We start from the raw sequence: 17,167 nt of genomic DNA, 5'->3' as shown, positions 1-17,167 counted from the left end.
AGCAAGTGCTTTGAACCTATGGCTAAAATTATCGGCATCATCGTCGTATTCGCGAGCGTGCTCGGCGGATACGTGCTCTCCCACGGCAAGATCGCGGCGCTGATCCAGCCGTTCGAAGTACTGATCATCGGCGGTGCGGCCTTCGGTGCATTCTTGCAGGCCAACCCTGGCCACATGACTATGCACGTCATCAAGAAGTCGATGAAGATGTTCGGCTCGCGCTTCACCCACGCCTATTACCTGGAGGTGCTGGGCCTGGTGTACGAGATCCTCAACAAGAGCCGTCGTGAAGGCATGATGGCCATCGAGAGTGATATCGAGGACGCCGCGGCCAGCCCCATCTTCGCCAAGTACCCCACCGTACTGGCTGATGAGCGCATGACCGCGTTCGTCTGCGACTACTTGCGCATCATGTCCACCGGCAACATGGCCCCGCACGAGCTCGAAGGCTTGTTCGACATGGAGCTGCTGAGCATGAAGGAAGAGCTCGAACACCCCTCCCATGCGGTGAACGGCATTGCCGACGGCATGCCGGGCTTCGGTATCGTTGCGGCGGTACTCGGCATCGTGGTGACCATGGCCTCGCTCGGCGAGGGCGACCAGGCGGCCATCGGCATGCACGTGGGTGCGGCACTGGTCGGTACCTTCTTCGGTATCCTGGCGGCCTATGGCTTCTTCGGCCCGTTGGCCAAGTGCCTGGAGCACGATGCCAAGGAAGAGATCAACCTGTACGAGTCGATCAAGGCCTCGCTGGTCGCGTCGGCCTCGGGCATGCCACCGTCCCTGGCTGTCGAGTTCGGTCGCAAGGTGCTTTACCCCAAGCATCGCCCAAGTTTTGCCGAGCTGGAACAAGCGGTTCGCGGTCGCTGAGTCATGGAGAACAATCAGCCGATAATCATCAAGCGCGTCAAGCGCTTCGGCGGCGGCCACCATGGCGGCGCCTGGAAAATCGCCTTTGCCGACTTCGCCACGGCGATGATGGCGTTTTTCCTGGTGCTCTGGCTGTTGTCCACAGCCACGCCTGAGCAGAAGATCGCCATTGCCGGCTATTTCAAGGACCCGATCGGCTTTTCCGAGAGTGGCACGCCCTACGTCATCGACCTGGGCGGTTCGCCCGAGATGGCACCGGAGAAGACTATCAACCCTGAAGTGAAGTCCGAACCGACGCCTGAATCCAGCGTTCAGCTGAGCAAGGACCAGGTCGAGACCATGGCCGAGCAGGTCGAACGCGAGCGCCTCGAGTTGTTGCTGCAGGAGCTGCAGAACAAGGTCGAGGAAAACCCGCAACTGCAGAAGTTCAAGGACCAGATTCTGTTCGAGATCACTCAGGACGGCTTGCGTATCCAGATCATGGATGCCGAGAACCGGCCGATGTTCGACATCGGCAGTGCGCGCTTGCAGCCGTATTTCGAGGACATCCTGCTGGCCATGGCCGACACCATCAAGGCGGTGCCGAACAAGATCAGCATCAGTGGCCACACTGATGCCAAGCCGTTTGCTGGCACCGGTGAGTTCGGCAACTGGGAACTGTCGGCCAACCGTGCCAACGCGGCGCGGCGCGCGCTGGTCGCTGGCGGCTATCCGGACGAGCAAGTGGCCCGGGTGGTGGGTTACGCCTCGTCGTCGTTGTTCGACCGCAAGGACCCGTTCAACCCGGTCAACCGGCGCATCGACATCATCGTGCTGACCAAGAAGGCCCAGCGCAACATCGAGGGTGAACAGGCAGCGCCCGAAACGCCGCCGGCCGAGCCAGCAGCACCTGCCGACACCGCACCGGGCGCCTCGGCCCCGGCTGTACCAGAGGCCGAGCAGGCACCGATGCAGCCGCGTGAGCTGCGCGAGAAGCTGAACATCTTCGAAGATGGGGCGCTGAAGCTGGACGACGCCAAAGAGCAGTAACCCCTCGCGCAGCCGCTCCGATAGACAAACAGTTATCGCATTGATAGCTGTGCCTCTGTGGGGGCGGGCTTGCCCCGCGAGCACCGGCGAAGCCGGTGCCAGCCATCACATGGCCCTCAAAACCCTCGGCGGATCTTGGCCTTGAGATCGGCATGAAAGAAATCGGCATTATCCCTGTCAGCACCCAACCCTCGCCCTGGCGGCAGTGTCATGGCCCGCTCGAACGTGCGCTCGTCATGATAGGCCCGCACGAACAGGTCGATATGCGCCCGCTCACGCATGCACGGCCACCTGCCCAGGCATTCCGGTAGTGGCGCGGGCCCTTTGCGATAGAAGCTGATCCGCCGGCAGGCCATTGCCGCAGCCCCAAGCAGCCAAGCAGTCCACCAGTCTTCGGCAGCGTCGGCGGGCAGCACCCCGACCCAATGAGTAGCATCGCTCATCTGCTGGCAAAAACTGCCATGCAGGTCATCGCGGGTATGCCCTTCGCTGTCAAGCTGTACCACTTGGGTGGCGATGCCTTCGAGCAGCAGGCGCTCATTGAGGATGAACGCATCGAGCCGCTCTTCGTGGCGGTAGCTGATAAGAACCGGCATGGCGGTTGCCCTCCCTGATAGAAGGCATGACCATCAGCGAAAGCAGTAGAAGGGGCAATAGATGACGGTAAAACCGGAGCAGTCCTACATGCCCCGGTAATACTTCCTACAATAAAGGCTAATCAGTAGCTGTCTTCCGGCAGGCTGGCGATGATCGAGCGGTAGCTGTTCATGCGCTGCTGCTTGATACGGCCATCGTCCAAGGCCTGGAGCAGTGCGCAGCCTGGCTCGCGGTCATGTTTGCAATCGCGGAAGCGGCAGGTGCCGAACAGGTCGCGAAACTCGATGAAACCGTCTTCCACGTCATCGCGGCTGACATGGCCCAGGCCAAATTCGCGAATGCCCGGCGAGTCGATCAGGTCGCCGCCGTTGGGGAAGTGGTACAGGCGCGCGGTAGTGGTGGTGTGCGTGCCCTGGCCCGACCACTCGGACAGGTCACCGACGCGGGTGTCGGCGGCAGGCAGCAGGCTGTTGACCAGGGACGACTTGCCCACGCCCGACTGGCCGACGAATACGCTGATGTGCCCGTCCAGCATCTGCTGCAGGCGTTGCATGCCATCACCCTGGTGGGCTGAAACCTCCAGCAAGGGGTAGCCGAGGTCGCGATAGACTTCGAGCAGCGCATGCAGGGCCGGGCCGTTCTCGTCGTTGATCAGGTCGGCCTTGTTCAGCAGCAGCAGCGGACGGATGCCGGCATGCTCGGCGGCTACCAGGTAGCGGTCGATCAGGTTCGGGTGTGGCTCGGGCGCTGGCGCGAAGACGATCACGATCAGGTCGACGTTGGCCGCCACCGGCTTGAGCTGGCCGTGGTTGTTCGGCCGGCACAGTTCGGTGCTGCGCGGCATCTGCGCGACGATCACGCCGATGCCTTGGTTACCTGCACGCCAGACCACACGGTCGCCTGTGACCAGTGCAGGCAGGTTGGCCCGCAGGTGGCAACGGAACACCTGGCCGGCCGTATCGCCGTCCTGGGCCTCGACCTCGACCTGCACACCAAAGTGGGCAATCACCAGGCCCAGTTGTTCTGGCCCCAGGTCGCCGCCCTCCAGTTCATGCAGCGTGTGCTGCTCGCGTTTGGCGGCGCGAGCGGCGCGCTCGTTCTGGATTTTTTCGATACGCCAGTTTTGGCGACGATTGAGCTGGCGTTTGGCCATGAAGGTTCCGTGCTGGGACAGATTGAAAACGGCAGGCAGTTTAGCACGCCGGGCGCTCGACCATTGGGCTTACCTTTGCGCCGCGCATGCGCCGGCCGCCCCCGCTAGGCTACTATGACGGCCTATACGAGGAGCCCCTGCATGCACAACCCACAGAACCTGATCTGGATCGACCTGGAAATGACCGGCCTGGATCCGGACAGCGACGTCATCATCGAGATGGCCACGATTGTCACCGACAGCGATCTGAACACCCTGGCCGAAGGCCCGGTGATCGCCATTCACCACAGTGACGAAGTGCTGGCGCGCATGGACGAGTGGAACACCCGTACCCACGGCGGCTCGGGCCTGACCCAGCGTGTGCGCGAAAGCCGCGTCAGCATGGCCGAGGCCGAGGCGCAGACGATCGCCTTCCTCGAGCAGTGGGTGCCCAAAGGCAAGTCGCCCATCTGCGGCAACAGCATCTGCCAGGACCGCCGTTTCCTTTATCGCCATATGCGCAACCTGGAAAACTACTTCCATTACCGCAACCTCGACGTCTCGACCCTCAAGGAGCTGGCCGCACGCTGGGCGCCGAATGTTCGCGACAGCTTCAAGAAGGGCGGCACCCACCTGGCGCTGGACGATATCCGCGAGTCGATCGCCGAGTTGCGCCACTACCGCGAGCACTTCATCAAGGTGTGAGCTGAAAGGGCGCAGATATTGTGTCTGCGCCCTCTTTTGGTGCCTCGGGCAACTGGTTAGACTGCGCGCCTTTCTCGCACGGACTCGCACCATGTTGTTGATGCTCTACCTCATTGCCATCACCGCTGAAGCCATGACCGGTGCCTTGTCTGCCGGCCGCCGCGGCATGGACTGGTTTGGCGTGGTGCTGATTGCCTGCGTCACCGCCCTGGGCGGTGGCTCGGTGCGTGACGTGCTGCTTGGGCACTACCCGCTGACCTGGGTCAAGCACCCGGAGTACCTGGTACTGACCAGCTGTGCGGCACTGCTGACGATTTTCATCGCACCGATGATGCGCCGCCTGCGTTCATTGTTCCTGGTGCTCGATGCCCTGGGGTTGGTGGCGTTTACCTTGATCGGTTGCATGACGGCGCTGGAGATGGGGCAGGGCATGCTGGTGGCGTCGATCAGCGGGGTAATCACCGGGGTATTCGGTGGGATCTTGCGCGATATCTTCTGTAACGACATCCCGCTGGTGTTCCGCCGGGAGCTGTATGCCAGCGTGTCGTTTGCGGCGGCATGGTTCTATCTGGGCTGCGTGCACTTTCAGCTGCCGGCGGAGCAGGCGACGTTGCTGACCTTGTTTGGCGGGTTTCTGCTGCGTTTGCTGGCGATCAGGTTTCATTGGGAAATGCCCAAGTTTCATTACAACGACCAGCAGTGAGGGGCCTCGCCCGCCTGACCCCGCCTACACCTGTCCGTGACGCGCCAGCGCCCACTCGACATGCTCACGCACCAGTGCCGACGGGTCATCCCGTCGGGCCTTCAAGGCCTCCAGCACCGGAATCGTCGAAGGGGCATTGCCCAACCCCACCGCCAGGTTTCGCAGCCAGCGTTCATACCCCGCCCGCCGCAATGGCCCGCCTTCGGTCTTGCGCAAAAAAGTCTTTTCATCCCACAGGAACATCTCGGCCAACTCGGCATTCTCCAGCCCATGCCGGGGTTGGAAGTCACTCTCCTGGGTGGGCCGGGCAAAGCGGTTCCACGGGCAGACGATCTGGCAGTCATCGCAGCCGAACACTCGATTGCCCATCATCGAACGCAACTCGACGGGAATCGCACCCTTCAGCTCGATGGTCAGGTACGAGATGCAGCGCCTGGCATCCAGCACATAGGGGCCGACAAAGGCCTGGGTCGGGCAGATGTCCAGGCACGCCTGGCAGCGCCCGCAGTGCTCGCTGGTATGTGCTTCGTCCACCGGCAGCGGCAGGTCGACGAACAGCTCGGCAAGGAAGAAGTAGCTACCGGCCTTGCGATTGAGCAGCAGGGTGTTCTTGCCGATCCAACCCAGCCCAGCTTGCTCGGCAATCGCCTTTTCCAGCACCGGGGCGCTGTCGACGAACGCCCGGTAACCGAACGGGCCAATGTCTTCCTGGATGCGATCGGCCAGGTGCTGCACGCGTTTGCGCACCAGCTTGTGGTAGTCGCGGCCAAGGGCGTAGCGCGATACGTAGGCCTTTTCTGGCTGGGCCAGGCGTTGCGCCATCTGCGTGTCGCCTGGCAAGTAGTCCATGCGCAGCGACACCACCCGTACCGTGCCGGGGATCAACTGGTCAGGGTGGGCACGCTTGCCGTCGTGAGCGGCCAGGTACTCCATTTCGCCCTGGTAGCCAGCGTCGAGCCAGCGTTGCAGGTGCTGTTCGTGCTCGCCAAGGTCCACACCGGCGATGCCGACGTGGGCAAAACCGAGTTCTCGGCCCCAATTCTTGATCGATTGGGCCAGTGCGGCGAGGTCAAGTGTGCAAGCGGACATGGATGGGCAAGGCAATACGGGCTCAGGTGCGTATAATTCTGCCAGACATTGGAGCCTTTGACCCCATGCCCCAGACCAAACACCCAGGTAGTGCCCCGCAACTGCTCAGTAGCGTGACCGTCGCGCACCTGCCGGCAAGGCAGGCGCATGCCCATAAAGGTGACTTTGGCCATGTGCTGGTGGTCGGTGGCGACCTCGGTACCGGCGGCGCGGTGCTGCTCAGTGCCGAGGCGGCGCTGCGCTGTGGCGCGGGCCTGGTCAGCGTGGCAACGCGGCCGGAACATGTCGGTGCGAGCCTGGCCCGCCTGCCAGAAACCATGTGCCTGGGCGTGAGTTCGGCCAATCAGTTGATGGGCGTGCTGGAGCGCGCCTCGGTGCTGGTGGTCGGCCCGGGGCTGGGGCAGGGCGCATGGGGCCGCAGCCTGCTGTCGGCAGTGGCCAATGCCGCGCGCCCGCAGGTGTGGGATGCCGATGCGTTGAACTTGCTGGCGCGCACGCCGCTGGCCCTGCCCAGTGGCAGCATCCTGACCCCGCACCCTGGGGAGGCGGCGCGGTTGCTGGGGATTTCCACCGAGGCCGTTCAGGCCGACCGACCGGGCGCTGCTCGCAAGCTCGCCCGCCGCTATGCCAGCGTCTGCGTGCTCAAGGGCGCCGGCACCCTGGTGGCCGACCCTGGTGGGCAACTGGCGCGCTGTGACCGTGGCCACCCGGCCATGGCCGGTGCTGGTCTGGGCGACGTCCTCACCGGCGTGCTGGCGGCGCTGCTGGCTCAGGGCATGGCGGCCTGGCCGGCGGCCTGCCTGGGTGTCTGGCTGCATGCCTGTGCGGGCGAGCGCCTGGGCGTCAAGGGTAGAGGCTTGGCAGCCAGTGATCTGGCGCCGGTCATTCGTGAGTTGTTGGAGGAGCATTCTGCGTGTCTGGCTTAACCTTGTTTTTGGCCGATGAAGCGGCCATGGTCGCGTTTGGTGCGCGGCTTGCCGAAGTGACCGGCGGTCACGGCGTGATTTTTCTCGAAGGTGACCTGGGGGCTGGCAAGACCACGCTCTCGCGTGGCCTGATCCGCGGCCTGGGCCATACTGGTGCAGTCAAGAGCCCGACCTTCACCGTGGTCGAGCCTTACGAGATCGGAGACGTGCGCGCTTTCCATTTCGACCTGTATCGCCTGGTCGATCCGGAGGAGTTGGAGTACATGGGCATTCGTGACTACTTCGATGGCGATGCGTTGTGCCTGTTCGAGTGGCCAGAAAAGGGTGCGGGCGTTTTGCCAAAGCCTGACCTGACCATTACCATAAGCCCCCAAGCGCGCGGACGCTCGCTGAACCTTTCGCCGCAGGGGGCTCGCGGCGAGGCCTGGTGCGTGGCACTGGGCAAACACTAAAAACAGAAAGTGGGGTAGGTATGCGCATACGCGCACTGGTCGCCATCGTTGGTCTGCTGCTGACAACGGTGACCGTTGAGGCTCTGGCCGTCACACAAGTCAAGAGCGTGCGCCTGTGGCGCGCGCCGGACAACACGCGGCTGGTCTTCGACCTGTCTGGCCCCGTGCAGCACAGCGTCTTCACCCTCAGCGCACCTGATCGCCTGGTCATCGACATCAATGGCGCGACCCTGGCCGCGCCGTTGAACGTGGCCACGTCCAATACACCGATCAGCAGCGTGCGTTCGGCCCAGCGCACGCCTACCGACCTGCGCGTGGTGGTCGACCTGAAAAAGTCGGTCACACCCAAGAGCTTCACCCTCGCGCCCAATGCCCAGTACGGTAACCGCCTGGTGGTCGACCTGTACGACCAGGAGGCCGATGCCGTCGCCGCCAGCGCGCCGACCCCACCGCCTGTGCCAGTACAAACGCCTGCGACCACGCCGGCCGTGCCGGTGAGCCCGGCCCAACCGGCCATCAAGCTGCCACCGGTGCCTAGTGGCAAGCGTGACATCGTGGTCGCCATCGATGCCGGTCACGGCGGTGAAGACCCGGGCGCCTCTGGCTCGCGCGGGCAGCACGAAAAAGACATCGTGCTGCAGATCGCCAAGGAACTGCAGCGCCAGATCAACAGCGAGAAGGGCTTCCGCGCCGAGCTGACCCGTACCGGTGACTATTTCATCCCGTTGCGCAAACGCACCGAGATCGCCCGCAAGAAGGGCGCCGACCTGTTCGTCTCGATCCACGCCGACGCCGCGCCATCCAGGGCCGCCTTCGGTGCGTCGGTATTCGCCCTGTCCGATCGTGGCGCCACGTCCGAGACCGCGCGCTGGCTGGCCGACACGGAAAACCGCTCCGACCTGATCGGCGGTGCCGGCAACGTCAGCCTCGACGACAAGGACCGCATGCTGGCTGGCGTGTTGCTCGACCTGTCGATGACCGCCACCCTCAGCTCCAGCCTCAATGTCGGGCAGAAGGTACTGGGCAACATGGGCCGCGTCACTTCCCTGCACAAGCAGCGGGTGGAACAGGCGGGCTTCATGGTGTTGAAGTCGCCAGATATTCCGTCGATCCTCGTTGAAACAGGGTTTATCTCCAACGCTAACGAGGCGGCCAAACTGGCTACCCGCAGCCACCAGCAGGCCCTGGCCCGCTCGATCCACACCGGCGTGCGGCAGTTCTTCCAGCAGAATCCGCCGCCCGGCACCTACATCGCCTGGCTGCGTGATACCGGCAAGATCGCTGCCGGCCCGCGTGAGCACACCGTGCGCCCTGGCGAAACCCTGGCCATGCTTGCGGTTCGCTATCAGGTCAGTGTGGCCAGCTTGCGCAGCACCAACAGCCTCAAGACCGATGAGCTGAAGGTCGGCCAGCGTCTCGATGTGCCAGCCACCACCCTGGCTTCGCAGCAATGAATGGTGGCTCGCGCATCCAGCTGCTAAGCCCGCGGCTGGCTAACCAGATTGCCGCCGGGGAGGTGGTCGAGCGCCCGGCTTCGGTGGCCAAGGAGCTGCTGGAGAACAGCCTCGACTCCGGTGCCCGGCGCATCGATGTCGAAGTCGAGCAGGGTGGGGTCAAGTTGCTGCGCGTGCGCGACGATGGCGGCGGGATCTCCGCCGACGACCTGCCGTTGGCCCTGGCCCGTCACGCCACCAGCAAGATCCGCGAGCTGGAAGACCTCGAAGGCGTGCTGAGCCTCGGTTTCAGGGGGGAGGCCCTGGCCTCGATCAGCTCGGTGGCGCGCCTGACCCTGACGTCACGCACGGCCAGTGCCGGCGAGGCCTGGCAGGTCGAGACCGAAGGCCGCGACATGACCCCGCGCGTGCAGCCTGCCGCGCACCCGGTCGGTACATCGGTCGAGGTGCGCGACCTGTTCTTCAACACCCCGGCGCGGCGCAAGTTCCTCAAGGCCGAGAAGACCGAATTCGACCACCTGCAGGAAGTCATCCGCCGCCTGGCCCTTGCCCGCTTCGATGTCGGCTTCCACCTGCGCCACAACGGCAAGAGCATCCTCAGCCTGCACGAGGCCCATGATGAAACCGCGCGTGCGCGGCGGGTCGGCGCCATTTGCGGGCCTGGCTTCATGGAGCAGGCGCTGCCCATCGATGTCGAGCGCAACGGCCTACGCCTGTGGGGCTGGGTAGGGCTGCCGACCTTCTCGCGTAGCCAGGCCGACCTGCAGTACTTCTTCGTCAACGGCCGGGCGGTGCGCGACAAGCTGGTGGCCCACGCTGTGCGCCAGGCGTACCGGGACGTGCTGTTCAACGGTCGGCACCCGACCTTCGTGCTGTTCCTGGAGCTTGAGCCTAACGGCGTCGACGTCAACGTGCACCCGACCAAGCACGAAGTGCGCTTTCGCGAAGGGCGTTCGGTGCACGACTTCCTTTACGGTACCTTGCACCGTGCCCTGGCCGATGTGCGCCCGGAAGACCAGTTGGCCGCGCCCGCCGCCGTTGCCGAAATCGTTCGCCCCAGTGGCCAACAGGCCGGTGAATTCGGGCCTCAGGGTGAGATGCGCCTGGCCTCGCCGGTGCTCGAACAGCCTCGGGCACCTCAGTTTTCGATTTCCAATGGTGGCAGTGGCGCGGGCTATCAGTCCCAGTACAGCCCGCGCCCGTCCCAGCCGTTGCCGGCAGCCGAGTCGCAAGCCGTCTATCGCGAGTTCTACAAGCCGCTGGCCGACGTCGCCGAGACGCCGTCGTCGCTGCCCGAAAGCCAGGGTGATATTCCACCGCTGGGCTACGCCCTGGCCCAGCTCAAGGGCATCTATATTCTGGCCGAGAACGCCGTCGGCCTGGTGCTGGTGGACATGCACGCTGCGCATGAGCGGATCATGTACGAGCGGCTCAAGGTGGCCATGGCCAGCGAAGGCTTGAGCGGTCAGCCACTGCTGGTGCCCGAATCGCTAGCGATGAGCCAGCGCGAAGCTGACTGCGCCGAGGAACACGCCCAGTGGTTCCAGCGCCTGGGCTTCGAGCTGCAGCGCCTGGGCCCCGAGACTTTGGCGATCCGGCAGATCCCGGCGTTGCTCAAGCAGGCCGAGGCCAACCGCCTGGTACAGGATGTGCTCGCCGACCTGATGGAATACGGCACCAGCGACCGCATTCAGGCGCACCTCAACGAATTGCTCGGCACCATGGCCTGCCACGGCGCCGTGCGCGCCAACCGGCGCCTGGCCATCCCCGAGATGAACGCACTGCTGCGCGACATGGAAAGCACCGAGCGCAGCGGCCAGTGCAATCATGGCCGCCCGACCTGGACCCAAATGGGCCTGGACGATCTGGACAAACTTTTCCTGCGCGGTCGATGACATGAGCGGCAAGCCCCCAGCAATATTCCTCATGGGCCCGACGGCGGCCGGCAAGACCGACCTGGCCATCGAGCTGACCAAGGCCCTGCCCTGCGAGCTGATCAGTGTCGATTCGGCGCTGGTCTACCGCGGGATGGACATCGGTACCGCCAAGCCTTCCAAAGAGCTGCTTGCGGCTCACCCACACCGTTTGATCGACATTCTCGACCCGGCCGAAAGCTACTCCGCCGCACATTTTTGCACCGATGCCTTGCAGGCCATGGCCGAAATCACTGCGCGCGGCAAGATCCCGCTGCTGGTCGGCGGTACCATGCTGTATTACAAAGCCTTGATCGATGGCCTGGCGGACATGCCGCCGGCCGACGCCAGCGTGCGTGCCGAGCTGGAAGCCCAGGCGCGTGAACTGGGCCTGGCCGAATTGCACCGTCAGCTGGCCGAAGTGGACCCGGAATCGGCGGCGCGCATCCATCCGAATGACCCGCAGCGGCTGATACGTGCGCTTGAGGTTTACCGGGTCAGTGGCGAGAGCATGACGGCTCATCGCCAGCGTCAATACGCGGAAAGTCGCGGCGCAGACGCAGGCGCTGACGGACATTTGCCCTATACTGTCGCGGGTTTGGCGATTGCTCCTACAGATCGTCACATTTTGCATCAGCGAATTGCGTTACGATTTTCGCAGATGCTGGAACAGGGCTTCATCGACGAGGTCCGATCGCTGCGAGCCAGAAGTGACTTGCACGCCGGGTTGCCGTCTATACGGGCTGTGGGGTACAGGCAGGTCTGGGACTACCTGGATGGCAGGCTAAGTGAGAATGAGATGCGAGAGCGCGGTATCATTGCCACTCGCCAGCTGGCCAAGCGACAGTTCACCTGGTTGCGCGGTTGGTCCGACGTCCACTGGCTCGACAGCCTGGCCTGCGACAATCTGTCCCGCACCTTGAAATACCTGGGAAGCGTCTCCATATTGAGCTGAGTCCCTGCTAATTGCCGTCTATTCTTGCGAAGGGGCGGCCTAATTTATCGATTTTCTTGAATTTCTATTATTTATCCTTACAGGAGTGCGGCATATGTCAAAAGGGCATTCGCTACAAGACCCTTACTTGAACACTTTGAGAAAAGAAAAGGTTCCGGTTTCCATCTACCTGGTCAACGGGATCAAGCTGCAGGGCTCGATCGAATCGTTTGACCAGTTCGTTGTGCTGCTGAAGAACACCGTCAGCCAGATGGTGTACAAGCACGCCATTTCGACTGTGGTGCCTGCGCGTCCGGTTCGCCTGCCAAGCCCGTCCGATTCCGAACACGGTGACAGCGAGCCAGGCAACGCCTGATAGGAGCCTGCATTGTTCTTTGAGCGCCACGGTGGTGGTGAGCGGGCGCTGCTCGTTCACTTGGAAGGACAGAACCCTGAGGCGCGCGAAGACCCGCAGGAGTTTCAGGAGTTGGCTTTGTCGGCCGGGGCGGACATCGTCTCGCTGGTGACCGTGTCACGGCATCAGCCTACGGCCAAATACCTGATTGGCAGCGGCAAGGTCGAAGAATTGCGCGACCGGGTCAAAGCCGATGAGGTCGACCTGGTGATTTTCAATCACACCCTCACGCCCAGCCAGGAGCGCAACCTCGAACGTGTCTTCGAGTGTCGCGTGCTTGATCGCACCGGGCTGATTCTCGATATCTTCGCCCAGCGGGCGCGTACCCATGAAGGCAAGCTGCAGGTCGAACTGGCCCAGCTCGAGCACATGAGCACGCGGCTGGTACGCGGCTGGACGCACCTTGAGCGGCAAAAAGGCGGTATCGGCCTGCGCGGTCCGGGTGAAACCCAGCTGGAAACCGACCGCCGCCTGCTGCGGGTGCGCCTGCGACAGATCAAGGCACGCCTTGAAAAAGTGCGTAGCCAGCGCGAACAGGCCCGTCGCGGCCGACGCCGCGCCGAGCTGCCGTCGGTCTCGCTGGTGGGTTACACCAACGCCGGCAAGTCCACCCTGTTCAACGCCCTGACTCAATCCGACGTCTACGCCGCCGACCAGCTCTTCGCCACCCTCGACCCGACCTTGCGCCGGCTCGAGCTGGATGACCTTGGGCCAATCGTGCTGGCCGACACTGTCGGCTTCATTCGCCACCTGCCGCACAAGCTGGTCGAGGCTTTTCGGGCTACGCTCGAAGAGTCGAGCAACTCCGACCTGCTGCTGCATGTGATCGATGCGCATGAGCCCGACCGCATGGAGCAGATCGAACAGGTTCTGGCGGTATTGGGCGAGATCGGCGCCGAAGGCTTGCCGATCCTTGAGGTGTATAACAAACTCGACCTGCTTGAAGATGTCGAGCCGCAGATCCAGCGCGATGCCGATGGCAAGCCGGAGCGGGTCTGGGTATCGGCACGAGACGGGCGTGGCCTGGAGCTGGTTGGCCAGGCGATTGCCGAGTTGCTGGGGGATGATCTGTTTGTCGGCACCCTGTGCCTGGAGCAGCGTTTTGCCCGCTTGCGCGCGCAATTCTTTGCCTTGGGGGCGGTGCAGAGTGAAGAGCATGATGAAGAAGGGCGCAGCCTGCTGAGCGTGCGACTGCCCAGGGTCGAGTTGAATCGTCTGGTCAGCCGCGAAGGCATGGAGCCGCAAGTGTTTGTCGAGCAACACACTTTGCAATAAATGCTCGTCGAGGTCGCCGGGCAGCAGTGACAGGCATTCTGTAGCATTGGACGGCGCGCCGTGGGCGCGTCTTTGCTTTATCAGATGGAGAGCGCTATGGCTTGGAACGAGCCGGGTGGCAACTCGAACAATCAGGATCCCTGGGGCGGCCGCCGTGGTGGCGGTGGCGGCGGTGGTGACAAGAAAGGTCCGCCGGATCTGGACGAGGCCTTCCGCAAACTGCAGGACAGCCTGAACGGCATGTTCGGCAGCGGCAAGAAACGTGGCGGCGGTGACCGCAATGTCGGCAGGGGTGGCGGCTACGGCCTGCTGGGCATTGGCCTGGCGGTGCTGGCGGCTATCTGGCTGTACAGTGCCGTGTACGTGGTGGACGAGCAGGAGCAAGCCGTTGTGCTGCGCTTCGGCAAGTACTACGAGACAGTAGGTCCCGGCCTGAACATCTACTTCCCGCCGATCGATCGCAAGTACCTGGAAAACGTCACGCGTGAGCGTGCCTACACCAAGCAGGGGCAAATGCTGACCGAAGACGAGAACATCGTCGAGGTGCCGCTGACCGTCCAGTACAAGATCACCAACCTGCAGGACTTCGTGCTCAACGTCGACCAGCCAGAGGTGAGCCTGCAGCATGCGACCGACAGTGCCCTGCGCCACGTGGTGGGTTCCACCTCGATGGACCAGGTGCTGACCGAAGGCCGTGAGCAGATGGCCGTGGACATCCGCGAGCGCCTGCAGCGCTTCCTCGACAACTACCGCACCGGTATCACCGTCACCCAGGTCAACGTACAGAGCGCGGCAGCCCCGCGCGAAGTGCAGGAAGCCTTCGACGACGTGATCCGCGCCCGCGAAGATGAGCAGCGTGCCCGCAACCAGGCCGAGTCCTACGCCAATGGCGTGGTGCCGGAAGCCCGTGGTCAGGCCCAGCGCATCATCGAGGATGCCAACGGTTACCGCGACGAAGTGATTGCCCGCGCCAAGGGTGAGGCCGACCGCTTCACCAAGCTGGTTACCGAGTACCACAAGGCACCTGACGTGACCCGTCAACGTCTGTACCTCGAAACCATGCAAGAGGTCTACAGCAATTCGAGCAAGGTCATGGTGGCAACCAAGGACGGGCAGAACAACCTGCTCTACCTGCCGCTGGACAAGATGGTCGAAGGCAGCCGCAACACGTCCGCACCGACCAGCAGCGTGTCTGCGTCGGTCAACGATGCGGCCGCGCGTGCGGCGCAGGACCTGCAACAGCAACAACAGCCGCTGCGCACTAGGGAGAGCCGCTGATGAGCAATAGATCGCTGATCGCCCTGATCGCCGCTGTGGTGCTGGCCGTCGTGGCCTGGAACTGCTTCTACATCGTCTCGCAGACCGAACGCGCCGTGCTGCTGCAATTCGGCCGTGTGGTCCAGGCGGATGTCCAGCCAGGCCTGCATGTGAAGGTTCCTTATGTGAACCAGGTGCGCAAGTTCGACGCCCGTCTGATGACCCTTGATGCTCCGACCCAGCGGTTCCTGACCCTGGAGAAGAAAGCGGTCATGGTCGACGCCTACGCCAAGTGGCGCGTCAAGGATGCCGAGCGCTTCTACACCGCCACGTCCGGCCTCAAGCAGATCGCCGACGAACGTCTGTCGCGTCGTCTGGAAAGCGGCCTGCGTGACCAGTTCGGTAAACGTACCCTGCACGAAGTGGTATCCGGTGAGCGTGACGCGTTGATGGCTGACATCACCGCTTCGCTGAACCGCATGGCCAACAAGGAGCTGGGTATCGAGGTGGTCGACGTTCGCGTCAAGGCCATCGACCTGCCGAAGGAAGTCAACCGCAGCGTGTTCGACCGTATGAGCACCGAGCGTGAACGTGAGGCTCGCGAGCATCGCGCCAAAGGTAACGAGCTGGCCGAGGGTATCCGTGCGGATGCCGACCGTCAGCGCCGTGTACTGCTGGCCGAAGCCTACCGTGAAGCTGAAGAAACCCGCGGTGACGGTGACGCCCAGGCGGCCGCCATCTACGCCAAGGCCTACACCCAGGACGCTGATTTCTATGCGTTCCACCGTAGCCTGCAGGCGTACCGCGAAAGCTTCTCCAGCAAGAGCGACGTGCTGGTCCTGGACCCGAAGAACGAGTTCTTCCGCTACCTGGACAAGAGCAAGCCTTGATGCTCTGAGCCCGTTTTCATTGGGGTAACGCCCCGCCTGGCAGCTAAAACACCAGGCGGGGTGCATCCTGAATGAAAAGGGGTGTATGATGAGGCAGCCGGGAAATTTCCCGGCTTTTTTGCGTCTGCAAGGTTGATTGGCACACGGCCAGTTGACGGTTTGGTCAGGTCGCAAGGCAATTCGAGGGTATTGGGTACGGTGGCTGCGCTGGGATCAGTGCTGCCCGCTGCTGTGCGCCGATACCTGCTTTACTGACGGCTCGCCACAGGCAGGCCGCCCGGACCAGAGGGGAAATGGCGTAATGGCAACGGTAGACCGCTGGCTGCTGCCAGATGGCATCGAGGAAGTACTGCCACCTGAGGCTGCGCGCATCGAGATCGCGCGTCGCCAGGTGTTGGACCTGTTCCAGAGTTGGGGCTACGAACTGGTTGTCACCCCGCATATCGAGTACCTGGAGTCGCTGCTTACCGGCGCCGGCCAGGACCTGGATCAGCGCACCTTCAAGGTGGTCGACCCGCAGTCCGGACGCCTGATGGGCTTCCGTGCCGACTTCACCCCGCAGGTGGCGCGTATCGACGCCCACACCCTGCGCCGTGAAGGCCCGAGCCGCCTGTGCTATGCCGGCAGCGTGCTGCACGCCCAGCCGCGTGCACTGTCGACCTCGCGCAGCCCGATCCAGCTGGGCGCCGAGCTGTACGGCGATGCCAGCCCCACCAGCGATGTCGAAGTCATCAGCCTGATGCTCGCCACGCTGCAACTGACCGACGTCGCGGATGTGCACATGGACCTTGGCCATGTCGGCATCTACCGCGGCCTGGCGCGTGCCGCCGGGCTGTCGGGTGCAGTCGAGCAGCAGCTGTTCGATGCTCTGCAGCGCAAGTCGGTCGATGAAGTGCAGGCACTGACTGCCGACCTGCCTAAAGACCTGGGCAACATGCTGCGTGCCCTGGTCGAGCTGTGTGGTGGCCGTGAAGTGCTGGCCGAAGCCCGCGTGCGCCTGGGCCGTGCCCCGGCCAGCGTGCTGGCAGCGCTGGACGACCTGCTGGCGATCGCCGATCGCCTGGCGTCGCGCTACCCGGACCTGCCGCTGTACTTCGACTTGGGCGAGCTGCGTGGCTACAACTACCACACCGGCGTGGTGTTCGCTGTGTTCGTGCCGGGCGAAGGTCAATCGATCGCTCAGGGCGGTCGCTATGACGACATCGGCGCCGATTTTGGCCGGGCACGCCCGGCCACCGGATTCTCCACGGATTTGAAGACCCTGGTCACACTGGGGCGAGCGGAGGTCGTATTGCCAACTGGCGGCATCTGGATGCCTGACAGTGGCGACGCGGCCCTCTGGCAGCAGGTCTGCCAGTTGCGCAACGAGGGCCAGCGTGTGGTCCAGGCTTTGCCTGGCCAGCCGTTGAGTGCTGCTCTCGAGGCGGATTGTGATCGGCAATTGATTCAGCAAGACGGGCGCTGGCAGGTTCTGCCGCTGACCCAGTGAGTTTCTGCGTCGGCAGTAGGCCGGCAACCAAGTTTGC

17 protein-coding genes are annotated in these 17,167 nt (G+C 63.5%); 14 read left to right on the top strand and 3 right to left on the bottom strand.

Annotated elements, in window-relative coordinates; translation table 11 throughout:
• Positions 1-18 precede the first annotated feature (18 nt).
• The gene (motA, locus tag LJX93_RS24320) at positions 19-870 is read left to right on the top strand and encodes a flagellar motor stator protein MotA (RefSeq protein WP_033701822.1); all 852 of its coding nucleotides are present in this window, start codon (positions 19-21) and stop codon (positions 868-870) included.
• A gap of 3 nt (positions 871-873) precedes the next feature.
• Positions 874-1,899 carry a flagellar motor protein MotB gene (motB, locus tag LJX93_RS24315; protein WP_033701821.1) on the top strand — a complete coding sequence of 342 codons (1,026 nt, stop codon included), beginning with the start codon at positions 874-876 and terminating at the stop codon, positions 1,897-1,899.
• 116 nt (positions 1,900-2,015) lie between these two features.
• On the opposite strand, the gene LJX93_RS24310 is transcribed toward motB, so the two are convergent.
• The gene (locus LJX93_RS24310; RefSeq protein ID WP_033701820.1) at positions 2,016-2,495 is read right to left on the bottom strand and encodes a molecular chaperone Tir; all 480 of its coding nucleotides are present in this window, start codon (positions 2,493-2,495) and stop codon (positions 2,016-2,018) included.
• Positions 2,496-2,617: 122 nt separating this feature from the next.
• Positions 2,618-3,649, bottom strand: a complete 1,032-nt coding sequence (gene rsgA, locus LJX93_RS24305; RefSeq protein WP_033701819.1) for a small ribosomal subunit biogenesis GTPase RsgA — start codon at positions 3,647-3,649, stop codon at positions 2,618-2,620.
• Positions 3,650-3,790: 141 nt separating this feature from the next.
• Between rsgA and orn the strand changes: the two genes are divergently transcribed.
• Together orn and LJX93_RS24295 are read left to right on the top strand one after the other, a co-directional pair.
• Positions 3,791-4,333 carry an oligoribonuclease gene (orn, locus tag LJX93_RS24300; protein WP_033701818.1) on the top strand — a complete coding sequence of 181 codons (543 nt, stop codon included), beginning with the start codon at positions 3,791-3,793 and terminating at the stop codon, positions 4,331-4,333.
• A 91-nt stretch (positions 4,334-4,424) separates the two neighbouring features.
• Positions 4,425-5,036, top strand: a complete 612-nt coding sequence (locus LJX93_RS24295; protein WP_033701817.1) for a trimeric intracellular cation channel family protein — start codon at positions 4,425-4,427, stop codon at positions 5,034-5,036.
• A gap of 24 nt (positions 5,037-5,060) precedes the next feature.
• Here the strand turns inward: LJX93_RS24295 and queG are convergent, their stop codons facing one another.
• Positions 5,061-6,125, bottom strand: coding sequence for a tRNA epoxyqueuosine(34) reductase QueG (gene queG, locus LJX93_RS24290; protein ID WP_033701816.1), 1,065 nt, complete (start codon positions 6,123-6,125; stop codon positions 5,061-5,063).
• A gap of 65 nt (positions 6,126-6,190) precedes the next feature.
• Between queG and LJX93_RS24285 the strand changes: the two genes are divergently transcribed.
• From LJX93_RS24285 to LJX93_RS24240, 10 genes are all read left to right on the top strand, one after another.
• Entirely contained in the window at positions 6,191-7,051 is an 861-nt protein-coding gene (locus tag LJX93_RS24285; protein ID WP_033701814.1) for an NAD(P)H-hydrate dehydratase, read from the top strand.
• Positions 7,039-7,503, top strand: a complete 465-nt coding sequence (gene tsaE / locus LJX93_RS24280; protein WP_033701813.1) for a tRNA (adenosine(37)-N6)-threonylcarbamoyltransferase complex ATPase subunit type 1 TsaE — start codon at positions 7,039-7,041, stop codon at positions 7,501-7,503. The genes LJX93_RS24285 and tsaE overlap by 13 nt, the downstream gene beginning before the upstream one ends.
• 20 nt (positions 7,504-7,523) lie before the next feature.
• Positions 7,524-8,957 (top strand): N-acetylmuramoyl-L-alanine amidase, encoded by a 1,434-nt coding sequence (locus LJX93_RS24275; protein WP_033701812.1) that lies wholly within the window; start codon positions 7,524-7,526, stop codon positions 8,955-8,957.
• Complete coding sequence (gene mutL / locus LJX93_RS24270) at positions 8,954-10,852, top strand: DNA mismatch repair endonuclease MutL (RefSeq protein ID WP_033701811.1); 1,899 nt, start codon at positions 8,954-8,956, stop codon at positions 10,850-10,852. Before LJX93_RS24275 ends, mutL begins: the two co-directional genes overlap by 4 nt.
• 1 nt (position 10,853) lies before the next feature.
• The gene (gene miaA / locus LJX93_RS24265; RefSeq protein WP_227697315.1) at positions 10,854-11,825 is read left to right on the top strand and encodes a tRNA (adenosine(37)-N6)-dimethylallyltransferase MiaA; all 972 of its coding nucleotides are present in this window, start codon (positions 10,854-10,856) and stop codon (positions 11,823-11,825) included.
• 94 nt (positions 11,826-11,919) lie between these two features.
• Positions 11,920-12,180 (top strand): RNA chaperone Hfq, encoded by a 261-nt coding sequence (gene hfq / locus LJX93_RS24260; protein WP_003258160.1) that lies wholly within the window; start codon positions 11,920-11,922, stop codon positions 12,178-12,180.
• 12 nt (positions 12,181-12,192) lie between these two features.
• Positions 12,193-13,494: a ribosome rescue GTPase HflX gene (hflX, locus tag LJX93_RS24255; protein ID WP_033701809.1), complete on the top strand. Its 1,302-nt coding sequence runs from the start codon at positions 12,193-12,195 to the stop codon at positions 13,492-13,494.
• Positions 13,495-13,590: 96 nt separating this feature from the next.
• On the top strand, positions 13,591-14,772 hold the full coding sequence (gene hflK, locus LJX93_RS24250) for an FtsH protease activity modulator HflK (protein ID WP_033701807.1): 1,182 nt from the start codon (positions 13,591-13,593) through the stop codon (positions 14,770-14,772).
• Positions 14,772-15,641: a protease modulator HflC gene (gene hflC, locus LJX93_RS24245; RefSeq protein ID WP_033701806.1), complete on the top strand. Its 870-nt coding sequence runs from the start codon at positions 14,772-14,774 to the stop codon at positions 15,639-15,641. Before hflK ends, hflC begins: the two co-directional genes overlap by 1 nt.
• A gap of 301 nt (positions 15,642-15,942) precedes the next feature.
• A complete protein-coding gene (locus LJX93_RS24240) occupies positions 15,943-17,130 on the top strand; it encodes an ATP phosphoribosyltransferase regulatory subunit (protein WP_033701805.1) in 1,188 nt (395 codons plus the stop codon).
• Positions 17,131-17,167: the final 37 nt, after the last annotated feature.

This window comes from Pseudomonas sp. HN2-3 (assembly GCF_020691745.1).
Taxonomy (GTDB): domain Bacteria; phylum Pseudomonadota; class Gammaproteobacteria; order Pseudomonadales; family Pseudomonadaceae; genus Aquipseudomonas; species Aquipseudomonas capeferrum.
Note: the sequence above shows the minus strand (reverse complement) of the source record. Positions and strands in the feature narration are given on the sequence as shown.

What these genes read in the sequence shown, in the direction of transcription:
- hflK (WP_033701807.1), top strand. Translation starts at nt 13,591, where the DNA reads ATGGCTTGGAACGAGCCGGGTGGCAACTCGAACAATCAGGATCCCTGG.
- LJX93_RS24275 (WP_033701812.1), top strand. Translation starts at nt 7,524, where the DNA reads ATGCGCATACGCGCACTGGTCGCCATCGTTGGTCTGCTGCTGACAACG.
- rsgA (WP_033701819.1), bottom strand. Translation starts at nt 3,649, where the DNA reads ATGGCCAAACGCCAGCTCAATCGTCGCCAAAACTGGCGTATCGAAAAA.
- LJX93_RS24285 (WP_033701814.1), top strand. Translation starts at nt 6,191, where the DNA reads ATGCCCCAGACCAAACACCCAGGTAGTGCCCCGCAACTGCTCAGTAGC.
- mutL (WP_033701811.1), top strand. Translation starts at nt 8,954, where the DNA reads ATGAATGGTGGCTCGCGCATCCAGCTGCTAAGCCCGCGGCTGGCTAAC.
- miaA (WP_227697315.1), top strand. Translation starts at nt 10,854, where the DNA reads ATGAGCGGCAAGCCCCCAGCAATATTCCTCATGGGCCCGACGGCGGCC.
- queG (WP_033701816.1), bottom strand. Translation starts at nt 6,125, where the DNA reads ATGTCCGCTTGCACACTTGACCTCGCCGCACTGGCCCAATCGATCAAG.
- orn (WP_033701818.1), top strand. Translation starts at nt 3,791, where the DNA reads ATGCACAACCCACAGAACCTGATCTGGATCGACCTGGAAATGACCGGC.
- motA (WP_033701822.1), top strand. Translation starts at nt 19, where the DNA reads ATGGCTAAAATTATCGGCATCATCGTCGTATTCGCGAGCGTGCTCGGC.
- hflC (WP_033701806.1), top strand. Translation starts at nt 14,772, where the DNA reads ATGAGCAATAGATCGCTGATCGCCCTGATCGCCGCTGTGGTGCTGGCC.
- motB (WP_033701821.1), top strand. Translation starts at nt 874, where the DNA reads ATGGAGAACAATCAGCCGATAATCATCAAGCGCGTCAAGCGCTTCGGC.
- LJX93_RS24310 (WP_033701820.1), bottom strand. Translation starts at nt 2,495, where the DNA reads ATGCCGGTTCTTATCAGCTACCGCCACGAAGAGCGGCTCGATGCGTTC.
- LJX93_RS24240 (WP_033701805.1), top strand. Translation starts at nt 15,943, where the DNA reads ATGGCAACGGTAGACCGCTGGCTGCTGCCAGATGGCATCGAGGAAGTA.
- LJX93_RS24295 (WP_033701817.1), top strand. Translation starts at nt 4,425, where the DNA reads ATGTTGTTGATGCTCTACCTCATTGCCATCACCGCTGAAGCCATGACC.
- hfq (WP_003258160.1), top strand. Translation starts at nt 11,920, where the DNA reads ATGTCAAAAGGGCATTCGCTACAAGACCCTTACTTGAACACTTTGAGA.